At 40.3% G+C, this 16,023-nt stretch carries 15 protein-coding genes; 5 read left to right on the top strand and 10 right to left on the bottom strand.

From position 1 onward, the window contains the following. Nucleotides 1–149: 149 nt before the first annotated feature. Complete coding sequence (locus tag IQ31_RS13805) at nt 150–587, bottom strand: acyl-CoA thioesterase (protein ID WP_145328322.1); 438 nt, start codon at nt 585–587, stop codon at nt 150–152. A gap of 117 nt (nt 588–704) precedes the next feature. Here IQ31_RS13805 and IQ31_RS13800 point away from each other — a divergent pair, with 117 nt between their 5' ends. From IQ31_RS13800 to IQ31_RS13785, 4 genes are all read left to right on the top strand, one after another. Continuing rightward, nucleotides 705–1,208, top strand: a complete 504-nt coding sequence (locus IQ31_RS13800; protein WP_145328321.1) for an RNA polymerase sigma factor — start codon at nt 705–707, stop codon at nt 1,206–1,208. Beyond that, nucleotides 1,198–1,839, top strand: a complete 642-nt coding sequence (locus tag IQ31_RS13795; protein WP_088162869.1) for a hypothetical protein — start codon at nt 1,198–1,200, stop codon at nt 1,837–1,839. Before IQ31_RS13800 ends, IQ31_RS13795 begins: the two co-directional genes overlap by 11 nt. Nucleotides 1,840–1,933: 94 nt before the next feature. After that, the gene (locus IQ31_RS13790) at nt 1,934–3,586 is read left to right on the top strand and encodes an ABC1 kinase family protein (protein ID WP_145328320.1); all 1,653 of its coding nucleotides are present in this window, start codon (nt 1,934–1,936) and stop codon (nt 3,584–3,586) included. Nucleotides 3,587–3,663: 77 nt separating this feature from the next. After that, nucleotides 3,664–4,449: an SDR family oxidoreductase gene (locus IQ31_RS13785; RefSeq protein ID WP_145328319.1), complete on the top strand. Its 786-nt coding sequence runs from the start codon at nt 3,664–3,666 to the stop codon at nt 4,447–4,449. A gap of 62 nt (nt 4,450–4,511) precedes the next feature. On the opposite strand, the gene IQ31_RS13780 is transcribed toward IQ31_RS13785, so the two are convergent. Then, nucleotides 4,512–5,105 carry a YceI family protein gene (locus IQ31_RS13780; protein ID WP_088162866.1) on the bottom strand — a complete coding sequence of 198 codons (594 nt, stop codon included), beginning with the start codon at nt 5,103–5,105 and terminating at the stop codon, nt 4,512–4,514. Nucleotides 5,106–5,207: 102 nt separating this feature from the next. Then, nucleotides 5,208–5,795: a Crp/Fnr family transcriptional regulator gene (locus IQ31_RS13775; RefSeq protein WP_145328318.1), complete on the bottom strand. Its 588-nt coding sequence runs from the start codon at nt 5,793–5,795 to the stop codon at nt 5,208–5,210. Nucleotides 5,796–6,040: 245 nt separating this feature from the next. Here IQ31_RS13775 and IQ31_RS13770 point away from each other — a divergent pair, with 245 nt between their 5' ends. After that, entirely contained in the window at nt 6,041–6,580 is a 540-nt protein-coding gene (locus IQ31_RS13770) for a GNAT family N-acetyltransferase (protein WP_145328317.1), read from the top strand. A 7-nt stretch (nt 6,581–6,587) separates the two neighbouring features. Here the strand turns inward: IQ31_RS13770 and IQ31_RS13765 are convergent, their stop codons facing one another. The 7 genes from IQ31_RS13765 to IQ31_RS13735 all read right to left on the bottom strand — a co-directional run bounded on the left by IQ31_RS13765 (nt 6,588) and on the right by IQ31_RS13735 (nt 15,917). After that, nucleotides 6,588–6,989, bottom strand: a complete 402-nt coding sequence (locus IQ31_RS13765; protein WP_088162863.1) for a DUF1634 domain-containing protein — start codon at nt 6,987–6,989, stop codon at nt 6,588–6,590. Nucleotides 6,990–7,067: 78 nt separating this feature from the next. Then, nucleotides 7,068–7,901: a sulfite exporter TauE/SafE family protein gene (locus tag IQ31_RS13760; RefSeq protein WP_088162862.1), complete on the bottom strand. Its 834-nt coding sequence runs from the start codon at nt 7,899–7,901 to the stop codon at nt 7,068–7,070. Between the two features lie 232 nt (nt 7,902–8,133). Next, nucleotides 8,134–11,241 (bottom strand): efflux RND transporter permease subunit, encoded by a 3,108-nt coding sequence (locus IQ31_RS13755; protein ID WP_145328316.1) that lies wholly within the window; start codon nt 11,239–11,241, stop codon nt 8,134–8,136. 21 nt (nt 11,242–11,262) lie between these two features. Further along, on the bottom strand, nt 11,263–12,354 hold the full coding sequence (locus tag IQ31_RS13750) for an efflux RND transporter periplasmic adaptor subunit (protein WP_145328315.1): 1,092 nt from the start codon (nt 12,352–12,354) through the stop codon (nt 11,263–11,265). Beyond that, nucleotides 12,344–13,678: a TolC family protein gene (locus IQ31_RS13745; protein ID WP_208734254.1), complete on the bottom strand. Its 1,335-nt coding sequence runs from the start codon at nt 13,676–13,678 to the stop codon at nt 12,344–12,346. The genes IQ31_RS13750 and IQ31_RS13745 overlap by 11 nt, the downstream gene beginning before the upstream one ends. 176 nt (nt 13,679–13,854) lie before the next feature. Continuing rightward, nucleotides 13,855–15,234 carry a HAMP domain-containing sensor histidine kinase gene (locus IQ31_RS13740; RefSeq protein ID WP_145328314.1) on the bottom strand — a complete coding sequence of 460 codons (1,380 nt, stop codon included), beginning with the start codon at nt 15,232–15,234 and terminating at the stop codon, nt 13,855–13,857. Then, nucleotides 15,231–15,917, bottom strand: a complete 687-nt coding sequence (locus IQ31_RS13735; protein ID WP_201667286.1) for a response regulator transcription factor — start codon at nt 15,915–15,917, stop codon at nt 15,231–15,233. The genes IQ31_RS13740 and IQ31_RS13735 overlap by 4 nt, the downstream gene beginning before the upstream one ends. Between the last annotated feature and the right edge of the window lie 106 nt (nt 15,918–16,023).

Below are 16,023 nucleotides of genomic sequence, written 5' to 3'. Positions count from 1 at the left end.
ACACAGGAAATAGTTCATTTTGGGAATGACCAAAAGATGAATAAAAGACAATAGTTTTTAGGTTTAGTTTATGTTTTAATCCCTCGGAGTTCCGTTTGTGTTCCGAGGGATTTTTCTTTTATAAGGATGATCTTGACATGATGAAAAGACTATTCCGTTTCCGTATAGTTTTCAGATCGGGGAATTTTGGCGAGATAAGGCTCCATCTCTTCTGGTAATTTGGTTAATTTCCGCTTTTGAAGGTCCAGCCAGGCTCCATCGACGTTAACGGTACAGCACAAAACTCCGTCATTACGAAAAACCTGATGTATAAATGAAAAACGACTATTTGTTTTGTTGTATTTCGTCAGTTCTACTTTTACCTGTACATATTCATCCAAATGTACTTCTTTAAAATAGATAAGTTCTTCCCTGAATAAAATCGGACCGATATGAAATTCGGCAAATTTATCCAATGAAAAGCCCATTTTGTTCAACATATTACTACGGGCCTGAGCGCATATGTCTGCGTAAGCAGAATGCCGCATATGTCTATTTGCGTCGATCTGCGCCCATATAATTTGACCTTGATAAAATATATTCTCCATAATCTTCAGCGATTAGTCTCTATTTTAATAACAATTTACATAATTTTAAATAAAGCTGTAACACTTTGTTTGTTTGCTATACTTATTACCTAAATATATTTAAAGAAAAATCGCTAGGTGAACCCATCGGAAATAGAATTTCTTCGACTGATTGACGATAATAAAGGTATTCTCGTTAAGGTGAGCCGTATGTATATGGATGATCATGAGGGGCGGCAAGATCTGTATCAGGAAATCGTGTATCAGCTGTGGAAATCCTATGCGACATTTAAGCAACAGAGTAAATTTTCAACGTGGATGTACCGTGTTGCCCTCAATACCGCAATGGTATTCTTAAAAAAAGAAAAGAAGCATCAGATTTATGATGCGTTAGAGGAGCGACATGATTTTGCAGAAGAAGCTTACGATACCGATAAAGATGAGCAACTGAAAGTCTTTTACCAGGCCGTTCAAGAGCTCAATGCAATTGAAAAAGCCCTGATATTTTTGTTTTTGGAAGGTCAAAGTCATCGCGAGATTGCAGAGAATCTGGGTATATCGGAAGTCAACGCCCGCGTAAAATTAAACCGCACGAAGGAGCGAATTCAACAAATCATTAAAAAATACAAGTATGAATTTTGATGAGTTAAAGAAATCTTGGCAGGAACAGCCTACAGATGAGGATTTACAGAATCCAAATCTCAAATACTATAAGGAAGTTGGCAATATCATGGGCAAGTTGCGCAAGAATATCAAACGCGAGTTTATCTCCTGGGTCGTTTGTATGGGCTTTTTGTTTTTGGTGCCTATCTTGCCAATGTATAAGATTGAAGGTTATGCGGCATTTGCCTATTACTTTTTTATCGTACAGATATCATTATCAAGTCTTTTATATTACCGGAGGTTCTTTTATTTGGTAAAGAGCACGAAAAAGATCGAGTTGTTGGCTTCTAAAGAACACTTGCTCAAGTTGTATTACGATTTGAAGTATGCCGTAGAGACTTATCGTATTGCGGCCTATGTGATGATTCCACAAGCTTTGTTTCTATATCTTATTATGATAGCACAGAATAAGACAACGGTGTGGTTTGATCGGTTGTACCATTTCAAGGAAACTTTCCAAGAGGAACCGAACTTTATTGTATGGATGATTCTTTCGGCAATTGTGTCTATCGTCCTTGTTGTTGGCCTGACAGAAATTATGATTCGTTGCTACTACAGTAGGTATATTACGGAGATCAAGGAGAAATTGGATCAAATGGAAACGGAATAGAGCGACCATATGAAATATCTACTTTGTTTTACAGGTGTTCGTGTTTATAGCGCGAGGATATTTCGTATATTGTTATCGAAAATCATTGTCCATTATGTATAATCCGACAAAGAAGTTACAGCGCAGTTCTCAGATCTTAAGTATATTGGCCAAATATGGTTTTAAAGATGCAATCGCTCGATTGCCGTGGAAAGGACCCAGATCAGCCATAGAACATCCTATAGATGTCGATGAGATCAGTGTTTATGCCCGTATTCGCATGGCGCTTGAGGAGCTCGGTCCGGCTTTTATCAAGCTTGGACAATCTGCTTCGACCCGGGAAGGATTGTTGCCCAAAGAGCTTGTAGAGGAACTGAAGCGTCTAGAGGACAATGTTCCGCCCTTTGAAGTGGATATTAAATCTTATCTGAAGGAAGAACTGGAGCTGGATATTGAGGAGCATTTCCAGGAGATTGCTGCGGAACCTTTTGCTGCGGCTTCTATTGCACAGGTATATCGCGCAACCTTAAAAGATGGAACCCATGTGGTTTTAAAAGTCCGACGTCCCGGTATCGATGAGGTTATGCGCTGTGATCTAGCACTCATGCGTGATATTGCCAAAATCCTGACCATGTACAATGATGTACTGGAAAACCTTAATCTTCTGCTAATTGTTGAATCTTTCGCTACGACCATGCAGGAAGAGATGTCTCTGATGATTGAGCGGCATAACATCGAACGCTTCACGAAGAACTTTAAAGGAAATAAACTGATCAAGGTGCCCCGTGTTTATCCTGAACTCTCCTCGGACCGTGTTCTTTGCATGGAATATCTTGATGGTTTCAAGGTAACTGATGCCGTTGAAATTAAACGTCGGGGAATGGATGTCCAAACGCTGGTCAAAAATGGGATCAATTTATACCTTGAGCAAGTGATTATTCATGGTTTCTTTCATGGCGACCCCCATCCCGGCAATATGATGGTGATGCCGGATGGACGGATTGCTTTTTTGGATTTTGGAAATATGGGTAAATTATTGGGAATAGACCGTAGGCAGCTTGAGGAGTTTATTCAATCGGCTATTTCCGAAGATGCTGTCCGTTTAGCCGATGTGATTGAAGACGTTGCGGTGGTGAGCCATATTCCGGACCGTAACCGGTTTGAAAGATCCCTATATGAGATTTTCGATATGATTGACAATGTGTCTCTCGGGGATCTTAGCTTAGATTTATTATTCAATAAATTGTGGAACATCATTGGCGACAACCGCTTGTATTTTCCGGAATATATCTATCAGTTGATGCGGGGCATTTCGTTGATGGAAGGTATTGGACGCCAGATATATCCCGATCTTAATATTATGGAGAGTATCAAGCCTTTTGCACGAAGGATTATGATGGAGCGACTCTCTCCAGAGGCGATATTCAAAAAAGGAAAACATAAAGTTGAATCTTTTGCCCGCGATGTCGAAAAACTCCCTGAAGATATGCGTGCTCTTGTACGTTTGTTTCGGACGGGAAATTTTACACTCAACCATCGTCTGATCAGTGCACGATCTTTTAATGCCATTTTACGCAAGGGGGTCAATCGTATTGTCATCGGAATTATGTTTATGTCACTCAATTTACTGGGCGGAATGATTATCGTTGCAAGGGTAGAACCGCAGTGGTGGGGAATTCCCATTTTTGCCTGGATATGCCTTGGCTCCGCATGGGTCTTTGCTATATATTTATTTGTCGCCATGATCCGGGCAAAGGACAACGATTAGTCGGATCTAGAACGTATTTTCAGCGAAGATGACTGGCTATGCATACATACACACTATAAAATAGAAAACAAAAAGATATGGAAATCAATCTAAATGGGAAAAAGGCGTTGATCGGAGCGAGTTCTGCTGGTATAGGTGCAGGTATTGCCCAGGTGCTTGCCTCTTGTGGCGTATCTGTAACTTTAGCTTCCCGACATGAGGAAAAGCTACAGCGTACCTGTGAAAGTCTTGATACTTCCAAAGGGCAGGTGCATCAGTATATCCTGGTGGATTACAATGATCACGAAGCGTACAAAAAGCAAATAACACATTATTTTGAGTCGAATAAGGTTGATATTTTGATCAATAATTCGAATGGCCCACAAGCAGGAACCATAGACCAAAAAAATCTGGCGGATTACCAACATGCTTTTGAACTCTTATTTCAAAATCACTGTTACACAACCTCATGTGCGCTGCCGTATATGTTGGCAAACCGATACGGACGTATTATTAATGTGTCTTCTTCAACAGTGAAAGAACCGGTGTCTAATTTAGTGTTGTCCAATACGATCCGTACAGCATTGATTAGCTGGAGTAAATCGTTGGCCGTGGATGTCGCTAAAGACGGTGTGACTGTCAACAGCATCTTAACAGGTCTGTTTGATACGGATCGTATCCAGTCGCTAACCAAGCTAGATGCACAACGTCTGGGAATTTCCTATGAGGAAGCGTTGCAAATGCGGTTAAAACAGGTTCCTGCACAGCGCCTGGGTAAGCCTGAAGAATACGGTTATCTCGTCGCTTTCCTTTGCTCCGAATATGCAGGTTATCTGACTGGGACCAATATTCCACTGGATGGCGGTATGTTAAAAGGCTTATAAAAAAGTGGCTATCCTATATCAAATAGGATAGCCACTAAGTTTGTGTGATTTATTATTTTCAATTAGTTCAATACCAATTCGGTATTGACAATGATGTCAACATCAGAAGCAACCGCTTCTACACCAGAAGGTAATTTATCATTGTATTTCATGCCGAAATCCTGACGGTTAATTTTTGTTTTAGCAGTAAAGCCAGCACGTGTTTTTCCCCAAGGGTCGGTAATGATTCCGCCATTTTGAGTCACATCGAAAGTTACTTTTTTCGTTACATCACGAATAGTCAAATCTGCTATCATAATATATTTTCCTTTTACTTTCGCATTTTTAAAACTGATAGACTTTAATGTCATTTTAGGGAATTTTTCCGCAGCAAAGAAATCATCGGTCTTCAAATGATTGTCACGGGCAGCTATACGTGTATCGATGCTGTTGACGTCGATAGAAAAATTAACTTTAGCATTGTTAAAGCCTGTTCCTGTTGCAGTTTCAACTGTACCTTCTACCTTTGTGAATTCACCATCAACAAAGCTGATTCCAAGGTGTTTTACATCGAATCTTGCATTTGTATGCGCAGGGTCTGCAGACCATTTTACTTGTGCTACAGCAACATTAACCATTAATACTGCTACAGCCAAAATTTGGAAAAATTTATTCATGTGTTTTCTTTTTATTTATCTAACCTTCAAAAGTTCAAAATGTTTGTTTGAACAAGCTTCTGCAAAGGTGGGATAAACTAACAACGAAAAAATTGATGTAGGTCAAGAATTTCGATTCGGCTTTAATATTTGTCTTTTTAGACGGCTTAAAAACTCTTGCGTGACGCCAAGATAGGATGCTAATTGCATATTGGAGATCCGCGGATAGATTTTAGGATACCTTTTGATGAAATCCAGATACCGCTCTTGTGCTGTAAAACCTATGCTCGAGATAATACGGTGCTGCGATGCTATTTGGGCACGTTGGGCCATTATCCTGGAGAGTTTCTCAAAGATTGGATGATCTTCGTAAAGTTTGTCTTTATTTTTTTTTGACAGTGTAAGTACCACAGCGTTTTCCAAAGCTTGGATATTTTGAAGCGCTGGCTCCTGATAATTAAAGCTGGCAATATCGCCGATCCACCAATCTTCAATTGCAAACTGTAGAATGTGTTCGATCCCATCCGCGGTGACATAGAATGATTTAAATAAACCGCTGATCACGTATGCTTCATGGTGGCACACCTCTCCGGCCCGGAGAAAGTATTCTTTTTTCTTTATTTTCCTTACCTGATAACGTGAAACGATGTCATTCAGTTCTTCCTCAGTGACATCAATGCGTTGTTTTACAAATTCCTTGAATTGTTCCATTTGGCTGTAAAATACGAAATTTTGCAATGCTAATTTAACAAGCTGTTTGATTCCTATCAATCCTAAGTTAAAATAATTCAGTTGCTGGCTATTGCTTTTATTCAATTTGATCAAAACAGTGATGAAATCAACATTTTGGTGTAATATTTGACTGGATATTGCCGTAATTCAAATAGTTTCATCAATAATTGGTATCTTCTGTAGGATTTAAAATAATTTGATTGCTAAAACTATAAATATATCTCATGAAGTTTGTTGCACCCAATACTCTTGAAAACGATAAGGTTGTATTACGAATCATAGAACCAGCGGATTTTGATACGCTATATCAAGTTGCCAGAGACCCCCTGATCTGGGAACAGCATCCTAATAGGAACCGTTGGAAGGAAGACGTTTTTCGCCAATTTTTTGAAGGCGCCTTAGCAAGTAAGTCTGCTTATCTGATCTTGGATAAGGAAAGTGGTGCCTGCATCGGTAGTACGCGGTATTATGGCCTTGATGAGGCGGAAAAATCGATTTTTGTTGGGTATACGTTTTATGCCCGTGCATATTGGGGTGCAGGCATCAATCCATTGGTCAAAGAGATGATGTTTGATTTTGCCTTCAATTTTGTGGATCGAATTTACCTGCATGTGGGGGCTGAAAATTATCGTTCTCAGACAGCAGTTGAGCGCTTGGGCGCAATTAAAGTGGCTGAAAAGATGGTCAGCTATGTGAACGAACCTGAACGTAAAAATTTTGAATACGCACTGGAAAAATCGGCCTGGCGGCGAATCAAGAGATAAAGCCTTATTATCCCTTGATTCCGCTTAGTATACTGCCTATAATGACTGTTAATACAATCAATGTGATAATAATGTAAAGCCTGTCCTTCTCGATGACAAACCCAAATAACGAGCCGATCACGCGTACAATAGGGGTGCAAATCAATAGAAGTACACCTAACTGTATAACCTGTGGAATATTTCGGCTAAAGGCCCCGGTAATAATTCCGGTAATTGTTGTGTTGGAATTCCCCTCACCGACAAAATCTCTGTAATTCGGTACGGTATCCTGTCCATGAACAATGAGGTAGAAGATACCGCCAAGGATAAGAATAGAGGAGGCGAGTATAACGCCAATACGTAAAATTTGCCCTACCAAAAGTGAGATGTCCTTGTCTCCCCAATAGTGTTTCGAAAATACTTGTTTCATTTTGAGTATTTATGTCCTTCATCGTCTAGCGGAAGGACGTTACAAACCTAAAATTCTAAATCGTGTAAACTACCGTTTTTAGAATTTATGCTGGAATCCGTTGAAGATCATTTCCAAGGCCACCAATGTAATGGCGACGGCGAAAATAATACGTAAAGTCTTCGGATTCATGCGTTTTAAGAGCTTGGATCCGGTAATGGCGCCGCATAATACGCCTAGGATAACTGGAAAAGCAATACCTGGATCCATATAACCTCTTTGTAAATAGACCACTGCAGAAGCAGCTGCGGTGACACCGATCATAAAGTTGCTCGTTGTGGTACTGACTTTAAATGGAATTTTCATCATGCTGTCCATTGCTAGTACTTTAAGGGATCCGGATCCAATGCCCAATAATCCAGAAAGTATTCCTGCAACCCCCATCAAAGAGAAGCCTCCGGCTATGTTGGTAAGTTTGTATGGAATTAATTTGCCATCAGCAGGATAGGTACTGTTCAGCTTCAATTTTTCTGCCAGGACCGAACCGCCGGAAAGTGCGTGTTCGTTTTTCTTACGTACCGTCATAGCCGCAGAGAAGATAAGTACAACACCAAAGATGATGGCAATGGTATTCGTAGGCATGTAAATGGCAATAACAGCGCCGATCACTGCTCCAATGGTAGTTGCAATTTCAAGAAACATCCCGAGCCGGATGTTGGTGATGCCTTCCTTGACGTAGGCTGTAGCTGCACCGGATGAAGTCGCTATGGAAGCCAGCAAGGCAGCTCCAATGGCATAACGGATGTCGACATGAAACAGCAGAGTCAATAAAGGGATGACAACGACCCCTCCGCCTAAGCCTGTCAGAGATCCTAAGAGTCCTGCTACAAAAGCACCCAGGAGAAGGATGATTGTAAAGGTGAGAATAGTCATAAATATTAGTTTGTTTGTGTGATCCAAAAAGCAGCTTCCGCTTAATGGAAGGTAATTTGTTGTAAACTTAAGGGCTTTTTATTGTTTTTGAAATTTTTAAGCCGGAATAGATACAAATGTTACATCAAAAGTATCATCAAAAAAATGATACTGCCCTGCCGCTTCTCAGCGTGGGGCAGTATCGATGACCTTTTAATGGTCTAAGTATATCGTATATAAAATATGGACAACATTATTCAGCGATTGTTTGTTGTACCTTTTCTTTTCTGTTGAAGATATCGTAGATGATTGGAAATACCAACAACGTCAATATCGTCGCTGAGATTAGTCCGCCAATGATGACGATCGCCAAAGGTTTTTGTGATTCCGAACCTATACCGGTCGATAATGCAGCCGGCAATAATCCGATGGAAGCCATTAGAGCTGTCATGACCACAGGTCGTGTTCGCGATTTTACACCTTTATAAATTGATTGATCATTGGGTAGACCTTCCTTCTTGTTCTGGTGGAATTCCGAGATCAGGATAACTCCGTTCTGGATACATATCCCGAATAATGCAATCATACCTACTCCAGCCGAAATTCCAAAATTCATACCTGTAACGTGTAAGGCAATAATTCCACCGATAAGTGCAAAAGGAACGTTGGCCAATACGAGCAGCGAATCCTTGATATTCCCGAATAGAATAAACAATAGGAAGAAGATGACGATCAAACTGATTGGTACCACCTGTGCTAAACGGTGTGTAGCACGCTGCTGATTTTCAAATTGTCCAGTCCAGCCAATGGAATATCCTTCCGGAAGCTTAATTTTACTTACTTTTTGTTGTGCTTCAGCAATGGTGCTTCCTAAGTCACGGTCGCGGATGGAAAATTTGATGCCGATATAGCGTTTGATGTTGTCGCGATAGATAAAAGCAGCACCATTATCTTTTTCAATGGTCGCGATACTTTTCAAAGGAATTAATGTACCATCACCACATGGAACCATCAGCTGTGCAATATCTTTTTCTGTTTTCCGATATTCGGGTGCATAGCGTAGGCGAATGTTAAATTTGCGTTCACCATCGTACAAAATGGAAGCGGTCTTTCCGCCGAAGGCCATTTCGAGTACCGCCTGTGCATCTGCCGGTAGAACGTTGAAAGCTGCCATACGGGTCCGGTCCAATACCACACTCACTTCGGGCTGACCAATATTGAGAATAATACCAGGTTCTTTAATGCCTTGAATACCTTTGACCTGTGCATAAACTTCTTTCGCCAGGCGGTCTAAGGTTGCGAGGTTATCGCCAAAGATCTTGATGCCGTTTTCGGCTTTGAAACCAGCAACTGCTTCGGCAACATTATCCGAGATAGGCTGTGAATAGTTATAGGTAATACCCTGAAATTGTTTGAGTTTATGGTCCATTTCTTCGATCAGCTGATCCATGGTGATTTTACGGGTCCATTCCTCTTTAGGTTTTAGGGCCACAGCAAACTGAACAAAGCCAAAGCCATTGGGGTCGGTACCATCGTTGCTCCGTCCTGTTTGCGACAGTACACCTGTGACCTCAGGAAAGGTTTCCAAAGTACTCTTTAACAGTTTGGTTGTTTTAACCGATTCACGTAAAGAAGTACTCATAGGCATTTCGGCAGTAACCCAAAGAGACCCTTCATTTAATGTCGGTAAAAATTCAGTTCCTAAAAATTTTGCAGAAAACAAGACTGCAGCTAGTAAAGTAATTGCAACGATCATACTCAGACGCTTGTTTCGGAATGTAAATCCAAAACCCTTGGCGACAATTCTATTCCAGAATTCAACAAATGGATTGTGTCTTTCTTTTACATTTTTATTGAGCAGAATATGCGATAAAGCCGGAACGAGTGTCAAGGTAAACAGTAATGCACCCAGTAAAGCAAAACCCAGGGTAAAGGCCAGTGGAGAGAACATTTTTCCTTCTACTTTTTGGAAGGAGAATATAGGCATCAAGGAGGTGATGATAATTAGCTTGGAGAAAAAGATTGCTTTTCCCAAGCCTGTTCCTGTCTGTTTGATCCAGCCGGCTTTGGCCATTTTGTTGAATTTCTCCATGCCCAGCTTATGGGCTTGGTGATCCAGCATGACAAATATCCCTTCAACCATGACGACGGCACCGTCGATGATAATACCAAAGTCTACTGCGCCCAGAGAAAGCAAGTTGGCACTCATGCCCGCTAGTTTAAGACATAGAAAGGCAAAAAGTAATGCGAGAGGTATGATAATGGAAACGATGACCGTAGTGCGCCAATCTGCCATAAAGAGCAATACCATTAAGGTGACGAGTACAATACCCTCAATTAAGTTATGCATAACGGTATGGGTTGTGAAATCCATGAGATTGTCACGGTCATAGAAGGTTTGCATTTTGACGTCTTTGGGAAGGATTTTGTTGTTGAGCTCGTCTATTTTCGCTTTTACAGCAGTTAAAACCTCTCTTGGATTTTCGCCTTTCCGCATTACGATGGTTACTGCTACCACATCATCATTTTTACCAAAACCGGCTTGGCCCACGCGGGGCATTGCACTTTCTCTTACTTCGGCTACATTTTTAACAAAGACAGGATTTCCTTTTTGGTTGATTACAGTGATGTTTTCGATATCATTAATTGAGTTGACCAAACCAATACCGCGTACGACGTAGGACTGGCCACTTTTTTCGATGACATCTCCGCCGACATTCAGGTTACTTTTGCTGACAGCATCAAATACCTGCAACGGGGTCAGATTAAATTTGTCTAGTTTGATAGGGTCAGTACTGATTTCGTAAACCAAATCCTGTCCACCAAAAACGTTGATATCTGCTACACCAGGGACACCACGTAAAGCGCGGTCAATGACCCAGGTCTGCAAAGTAAGGAGGTCGCGTGAATTACGTTGATCGCTATGTAATGTATAACGGAATATCTCTCCTGTAGGGCCATAAGGGGGCTGTACTTCAGGGTCGACATTGTCGGGCAAGCTTACAGACCGCATGAGGTTGTTGACCTGGTTGCGGGCAAAAGTGTCGTCAATACCATCATCAAAGATGATTTTAACAATGGAGAGGCCAAACATGGTGGTGCTCCGTATACTTGTTCTCTTTTGAACTGGACTCATGCCCAGTTCGATTGGTGTCGTTACAAAACGTTCGACTTCCTCCGCACTTCTTCCATTCCATTGGGTAATGATGGTTATTTGTGTATTGGTTACATCAGGAAATGCCTCAATAGGCATGCTTTTAAAGCTAATGAAACCAGCTATAGCCAAAATACCAACCCAAATAAAGGTAAATGCTTTATTTTTAATGGAAAAGGCAATGATATTTTTAATGAATTTGTTCATTCGTGTAAATGCTAAGACGGATTAATTATTCAGAGCTCTATAGATCAGAAGTTTATTGTTGACAACAACTTTTTCACCTTCCTGTAGTCCCGTAGCCATGTAGGTTGTTCCTTCGTTTTGTTTGATCGGCAATATTTCGCGAATCTTAATATCATTTTGGGATTTATAGATTAATACGAAATATTTGTTTTGATCGAAAATGACCGCATCAGAAGGAACTGCGAGCGCTTCCGTATTGGAGCGATGCAATACTTTAATGGTCGCTTTACTATCCGGAATAAGTAAACCATCCTTATTGTCTAGCACCACCCGTGCCTGCATGGAATTCGTCTGCGGATCGATGATCTTAAAGATTTTATCGATACTGCCCTGGAATTTTTTGTCCGGGTAGCTCAGGGTAGACACCATAGCGGGCATGCCCATACTAATCTTGTCGATATCCGTTTCGTTGACGTTAAGAATTGCCCATACATCTTTTGTATTGGCCACATCGAAGATGTTGTCGCTGCGGTCACTACGCAGCTGCATGTCCTTATTGATGTTTTTTTGAACGATGTAACCATCGATTGGAGATACGACCGAATAAATATTGCCTGTACGGACATTGTAAATCTGACTTACAGCTTCTGAACGGCGTAGTTGCTCTTTGGCTTTGGTCAATTGTCCTTTTGCTTCCAACATGTCTTTATCTGTGCTCAATTTTCCGTTATACATATCTTCAGCTACACGGTAGTTTTTCTCTGCGAGTAATACATCGGTTTTGGCATCCGAAAGATCCTTTTGTATACCGGCGACTTCCGTACTTCTGATTGTTGCCAATACCTGACCTTTATGGACATAATCACCCAAAGAAACATTCACGGAGACAACATTCCCTCCAACGAGTGGGAAAATATCGATGTAATTGTTTTGATCGGCCGATATCTTTCCAAAAAAGTTGAGTTCTTCGGTCACATTTTCTTTTTTAACCGTAGCAAAACTTGTCGATTTAAGCATCGTCTCACTAATTTCGAAACCTTTGACAATGGCTGCATTATCTGTTTCTTTATGATTTTGGCAAGCGTAAAGTAGCACTATTGCCACAGTGGCTATAAGAAGTTTTTTAGTTGACATGAGTTGAATTGAATAGAGAAGTTTGAGCCAGGTAGTTTAATTGTTCGGCGTTGAGAATAATTTCCTTTTTCATATCGTATAACTTAAGGATAGATATGCGGTAGCTGTCCATAAAATCAGTGAACTCGACTAAAGAAATATTTCCTTTTTTAAAATTATTGAATATGCCATCATAGACCACAGCGATGTTGTGAAGGTCGTCTGGAGTAATGGTAAAATATTGATTATATTGATTTTCCCATGACTGATAGTTAGAACGGATCTGTGACTCCAACAGCTGCCGTTGGACTTCAATATTTTTCTTTGCCTCTTCTTCGGCGTATTTCGCTTTGATAACATTTCCTTTATTTTGTTTCCACAACGGGATCGGAATGGCGGCTGTAACATTGACTTCATTGTGGAATACACCCCCATTCTGGCTGTAGGAAAGGCCAAGGTTAATATCAGGTGTATTTAAAGACTGTTGCCATTTTGTAAATAACTGTGAGCTTTCAGCAGTCTTTAAGGCAAATTGATAATCGGCATTGTTTTCCAAGGCCAATTGATAGATTTTGTCCAAAGGCATTGTTGGTTTTACGGCAAGTTCCTGATCTGCTTCTCGATCTGTTAACTTCGGTAATACATCTTCCTGACTGGAAATAAGCACACGTAATTGCTGCTGTAGATTGATGCTATTATTGATCGCTGTCGTTTTTTCGTTGTTGAGATCGATGGCCATTGTTTGAAGACGAACTTGATCTTTCAAAGAAACGTTCCCCTTTTTTCCTTGCTCTTTATAAGCTGCAAGCAGATTATTTAGGTAATCCAACTGAATTTTAATATCTGCCAACTTATGTTGCTCAAAGTAAAGAGAATAGAAGGTTGTACGCAGTTGCGCGCGAAGGCTCGCCAGTAATTGACTGAACTGCAACTTAGCAAGTTCAACATTTGATTTGGCAAATTCCACTTCATTCTTCTTTTTTCCACCGAGATAAATCAATTGGGATACGCTTGCTTCCTTGGATTGACCAATATGAAATGTTTGTTTGTTCTGTGGGTCATAGGCATTGGCAGACAGCTGCAACTGTGGTAGATCCCATATTTTGGCCTGTATAACGTCAGCCTCTGCTTGGCTGATGTCATATTGTTGCGCGAGCAAGGAGAGGTTACTTTTGATAAAGGCTTCTTCGCATTCCTGCAGGGTCATCTGTTGTCCCAAGATCTCACTTTGCTTAGTCCCAAATGTACTTTCATGAATGCTCGTATAAACAGCTTGTGGTGGTTTTTGTTGAGCAAAAGTCATGCTATTGAAAAGCAATAAAAATATAAGGGGTGTCTTTGTCATATGTTTCAAATCTTATGTAACAAAATAACTGGTCTAAGATTAAAGACCCCTTAATAAATGCTTAAAAAAAGCTTAAAAAAGCATGTTTGTCAGATGGGTGGATAGGTATTAATGGGTATAGTAAATATATGATCTTGTTGCTAAGAGACTTGACATAGTCTGTCTAAATCAGGTAACTATACTTCGCGGTTAGGAAACAATTTAAATAATAATACAAAAGTATGCGTAGATTGTTTTAGATCTGCCTGATATGCTATTGTTGCTTGATGCGATTGCATGATACGCTGAACGATACGTAGCCCTAAGCCTGATCCTGTTGTTTCATTTGCATTTTCACCGCGGCTGAACGCATCAAAAATCCGCTTTTGGTCGATTGTACTTAAAGCCGGGCCAGTATTGCTGACAAGTACCTTGAGTTCGAAGGTTGATTCTAGAATCATCACTTTTACCTCCCTGGTATCGGAGTAGAGCGCGGCATTTTTAAATAAATTCACAAAAGCAATTTCAATCAATTGTGCGGAACAGAAAATACTAAGTTTTGGATCTTCGATCCCACCAATTGAAAAATCCAGTTGCAGGTCGGGGAATACCTTGGCTACTTTTTCATAGGCCATAAAGATAATTTCATCGATCCGCTCTTCCTTATAGGTCATTTTCAAACGCTCGGAGTCGAACTTTGAAAGTAACATCAGCGAATCGGTTACCTCCGAAAGATGTAAGGTTTCCTTGGATATGTTACGTAAAACCTGCTTTACGTCTTCACTCAGCTGATTTTGATGATAAAGGTTCTCCAGCTGAAAGGACATTCGGGCAAGCGGTGTTCGCAGCTCGTGGGAGGCGCTGGAATTAAATTCTTTCTGCGATTCGAAAGCAGCCGAAAGTCGCAGCAGCATGGTATTAAATGCTCGGGTTAGTACAGCAATCTCATCGGTATGACCGGTATACTCGACAGGTTTGGTAAGTTTACTGGCATTAATCTGCGTGATATTATCTTTTAATTTATCGAGTGGGATCAATAGGCGCTGGATGAGTTTATAACTAAATATCCAGACCAGAACAGCGCTCAGGACAAATAATATCGTTAGGACGAGCGCTAGATGGTCCATTTTTTCATTTCCGGAGTAATCCTGTGCTTTTACGATAATATAATAAGGTAAACCGTTGATGCGATAATATTTAGCTAGCGTTTCATATTGGTCCTGATTGTAGAAGATCTGTTTTTCCTGATTTAGCCGGTTGACAATCGAGGCATTCCAGGTAATGGTCTGATCCTTTACGGTACTGAAGACTAACTGTTTATTTTTGTCAAGGATGATAACATCTTCATAGAAAAGGCCATCTTCGTCATCGTGAAAATAGTTTTTGTAAGACTGGCGGTTGAAATAGGGGTTACTGGCGATATAATGGGAAATATTGTCCAATTTATCAATCAGTCGCTGGCGAAATTGATCTTTCCGAAAATCGAAACTAGCATAGTAGATAATCAACATCGCTATACCGAAAAGGACGGAGAATGCAATGCTAAAGCTAATCGCTATTTTCTTCTTTAAATTCATTTTTCTGCCGATAGGTAATAACCAAAGCCAGGTCTTGTATGGATCAGTTTATTCTCAAAGTTTTTATCAATCTTCTTACGCAAAAAGTTGATATAAACTTCAATTGTATTCTGTGTTGTCTGAAATTGATTTTGCCATACTTCCTCCGAAATATGTTGTTTGGACAAGGTGCGACCCTTTGCCTGAGCTAAGATAAGCAGCAGTTGAAATTCTTTTTGAGTAAGATTAATTTCTTCATTTGCACGTAATACACGGGCCTCATCAGGATAAATGATCAGATCATCGACTACCAGTGTTTTTGTTTCATTGCTTTCGCTATGCTGTTGCCGACGCAATAGGGAATAGATGCGCATCAGCAATTCATCTAAGACGAAAGGTTTAACCAAATAGTCATCAGCAGCCCGTAGAAATGCCTCCTTTTTATCATCTATATCATCGTATGCCGAGAGAATAATAATTGGTGTAAAGGCGTCATGGCTTCTTATCTTTTTACAGATTTCCAATCCATTGATTTTGGGGACATTGATGTCCAATAGATAAAAACCATATTTCTTCTGGTGTGTTTTGGCCAAAAAATCGATTCCATCAAAGGCTTGATCACAGGTAAAGCCCTGGCTTAATAGAAAAGATCGGATCTCTTTAGAGAGTACCTTGTCGTCTTCGAGCAGCAAAATGTCCACCATATTTATATCTGTTGTCTTTTCGTAAAAATAAACAAATTTTTGTCATCCAATCAAAGAGATGTTTTCTTCGTACTTAATTTGGTAACATAAGATTTACACGAAGAAA

This window comes from Sphingobacterium siyangense (assembly GCF_007830445.1).
GTDB lineage: Bacteria > Bacteroidota > Bacteroidia > Sphingobacteriales > Sphingobacteriaceae > Sphingobacterium > Sphingobacterium siyangense.
The sequence above is the reverse complement of the archived record's forward strand: the minus strand, read 5'-3'. Positions and strand labels throughout refer to the sequence as shown.

Coding starts and splice junctions, on each gene's coding strand:
- IQ31_RS13755 (WP_145328316.1), bottom strand. CDS start 11,241: ATGAACAAATTCATTAAAAATATCATTGCCTTTTCCATTAAAAATAAA.
- IQ31_RS13765 (WP_088162863.1), bottom strand. CDS start 6,989: ATGAAACAAGTATTTTCGAAACACTATTGGGGAGACAAGGACATCTCA.
- IQ31_RS13745 (WP_208734254.1), bottom strand. CDS start 13,678: ATGACAAAGACACCCCTTATATTTTTATTGCTTTTCAATAGCATGACT.
- IQ31_RS13750 (WP_145328315.1), bottom strand. CDS start 12,354: ATGTCAACTAAAAAACTTCTTATAGCCACTGTGGCAATAGTGCTACTT.
- IQ31_RS13790 (WP_145328320.1), top strand. CDS start 1,934: ATGTATAATCCGACAAAGAAGTTACAGCGCAGTTCTCAGATCTTAAGT.
- IQ31_RS13785 (WP_145328319.1), top strand. CDS start 3,664: ATGGAAATCAATCTAAATGGGAAAAAGGCGTTGATCGGAGCGAGTTCT.
- IQ31_RS13775 (WP_145328318.1), bottom strand. CDS start 5,795: ATGGAACAATTCAAGGAATTTGTAAAACAACGCATTGATGTCACTGAG.
- IQ31_RS13770 (WP_145328317.1), top strand. CDS start 6,041: ATGAAGTTTGTTGCACCCAATACTCTTGAAAACGATAAGGTTGTATTA.
- IQ31_RS13735 (WP_201667286.1), bottom strand. CDS start 15,917: ATGGTGGACATTTTGCTGCTCGAAGACGACAAGGTACTCTCTAAAGAG.
- IQ31_RS13780 (WP_088162866.1), bottom strand. CDS start 5,105: ATGAATAAATTTTTCCAAATTTTGGCTGTAGCAGTATTAATGGTTAAT.
- IQ31_RS13805 (WP_145328322.1), bottom strand. CDS start 587: ATGGAGAATATATTTTATCAAGGTCAAATTATATGGGCGCAGATCGAC.
- IQ31_RS13740 (WP_145328314.1), bottom strand. CDS start 15,234: ATGAATTTAAAGAAGAAAATAGCGATTAGCTTTAGCATTGCATTCTCC.
- IQ31_RS13760 (WP_088162862.1), bottom strand. CDS start 7,901: ATGACTATTCTCACCTTTACAATCATCCTTCTCCTGGGTGCTTTTGTA.
- IQ31_RS13795 (WP_088162869.1), top strand. CDS start 1,198: ATGAATTTTGATGAGTTAAAGAAATCTTGGCAGGAACAGCCTACAGAT.